Source organism: Actinomadura sp. CNU-125 (genome assembly GCF_001942465.1).
Classification (GTDB): domain Bacteria; phylum Actinomycetota; class Actinomycetes; order Streptosporangiales; family Streptosporangiaceae; genus Spirillospora.
This window is the reverse complement of the sequence record NZ_MKJY01000482.1, coordinates 1-2,094: the sequence shown is the minus strand read 5'-3', so window position 1 is coordinate 2,094 and position 2,094 is coordinate 1. Positions and strand designations below refer to the sequence as shown.

Annotated in this window: 1 protein-coding gene and 1 pseudogene; both read right to left on the bottom strand. The window is 69.3% G+C overall.

Annotated elements, in window-relative coordinates:
• Positions 1–50: 50 nt before the first annotated feature.
• On the bottom strand, positions 51–1,316 hold the full coding sequence (locus tag BJF79_RS63640; protein WP_262403185.1) for a Tn3 family transposase: 1,266 nt from the start codon (positions 1,314–1,316) through the stop codon (positions 51–53).
• A 455-nt stretch (positions 1,317–1,771) separates the two neighbouring features.
• Positions 1,772–2,094 (bottom strand): annotated as a pseudogene (locus BJF79_RS56440) (hypothetical protein); the annotation flags it as partial.

Here is a 2,094-nt window from a genome sequence, read left to right as displayed (position 1 = left end):
CCTATCCGGGACGCATCAGATAAAGCCGTCTTCATCTTCTACCTGCAAGGTCATTCCACACCTGAGGTTACAAGCTCGATGTCGATCGTCCCGTACAGGTTCGCGTTCGACCAGAACAGCGGCGACAGGCCGCGCCGGTCGGCGTCGGTCAGGCGTGCCTGCCAAACGGGGTCCTTCAGGACGGAATGCACCAGCAGGGTGTTGATGAACACCAGGGCGGACTGCAGTAGGTGGAGGGAGAGCATGGACACTTCCTGGTGCTCCTTGTCGCTGCCTCCGATGGTGCCGGTGCTGCCGTAGAACAGGTCGGTGTTGGCGGAGTTCCAGTTCTCCACGACCTGCAGGCCCTCGTGGATCTCGCGGCGCAGTCCTTGCGAGGCGACGTAGTCGGCGACGAAGATGCTTTTGACCGCGCGGCCGAGTTCCTCGATGGCCTTGTAGGTGGGCTGCGCGGCCGCCGTGGGGGCGGCAGCGGCGAGGACGGCGGTCACCAGGCGGCCTCGTCCATCCGCCGCGGGCTGGGGACGCGTTCGACCGCGGCCCGCAGCCGGGCCGGGGTCGGGATGCAGGTAGACCTGGGTCGACCGCATGGAGGCGTGCCCGAGCAGCTCCTGAACCTCGTCGATCGTGCCGCCGGCATCCACGACATTACTTCCGTAAGCGTGCCTAAGCTGATGGGGCGTGACCTGGCGCTCCAGACCGGCCCGGAAGCAGAGCGCGGTGATCAGATCGTTGATCGCGTCCGGCCGCATCGGCGCCCCGACCGGCTCACGGAACAGGTTGACCAACGCGAAGTCGCTGGCCTGGGCTCGCGGGATCTCTGCCCGCTCGAACACGTACTGGTCATAGGCCTGGACCAGCAGGAAGTCGACCGGCACCGTCCGCTGACGACGCGACTTGGCCCACGCCCCGTTCGGGTTGTCGCGGCGGACGACGTGCAGGTGAGCGCCCTGGGCTTCGCAGCCCAGAGGCCGCGATTCCGGCATCAGGTGGACGTCGCTGCGGCGCAGCCCGCACATTTCACCGCGACGCAGCCCCGCCCGCGCCATGAGCAGCACGATCAGCCGGTCACGAGCCGACAAGCAGGCGTGGAGCAGCGCGACAATCTCCTCATCGCTGGCCCGGTCGACCGGCTCCTCCGGCTCGTGCAGCCGGTGCCGGGCCCGCATCCGCCACGACATCCCGGCGTCCTCACCACGGGCCTCCAGCGGTAGATCCAGATCATCGGCCAGCTCATAGAGCTGGGCCAGCACCTGCCGCGGAGCCTCGCCCGCAGTCGCCGCGTGAACCAGGAAGCCGCGCACCGCGGTCAGCACCGCGTTGATCCGCGGGGCACCGCGGACCGAGTCACCGCCGGGCCCAGCCAGCACCTCACCGCCCACCGGGTCGCGTCCAGGCCGCTGACCTCCTTCGGCGCGTGCCGCAGCCAGGTCATGAACAACCCGAAGTCTGCGGCCGCCGTCCGCCAATCCCGCCCCGTCCTGCGACACCACCGCAGGAACAACGCGATCCCGCCCGCCCGTACTGGACGGCGAAGCCGCGCTCATCACAGCGCTGCGCGACGCCGAAGCGAACCGACCGGCCCGACCCGTCTCATGCCCTGGCTGCGAGCAGACGGGCGAGGGACTGTGCGGCGGTCGCGCCGGTGGCGACACCGTCGCCAAGACCTTTAACGACCTCGGATACCTTCTCAGCGGCCCGGGCTACCGCACCCGTCGACCGTAGACACCGGCTGTCACCGCGCCATAGGTCTCGCCCTCATTGGAGGGTGTCAGTCCGGAGGCCCCGGCCGGGCGTCGGCGATGATCTTTTTGACTCGGCGGCGGTCGATGCCGTGTTTGTCGGCCAGCTGCCGTTGGGAGACCGGGCGTCCGGGGCCTTGGAGGCTCGCCCGGTAGTCGGCGAGCACCAGTTGCTCCAGCGGCTGCTCCGCTTCGGTGCGTGAAGGTTCGGGCTGCTCCGGTTCGGTGCGGTGCCCGCCGGAGGTGCTGGCCGGGCGGGAGGTTGCCGTGCGGGTGAGAGTCATCAGCAGCTCGAACGAGCCGACGAGTGCCAGAGCCGGCCAGGCGCTGACGAGGGCGCCGATGGGGCCGT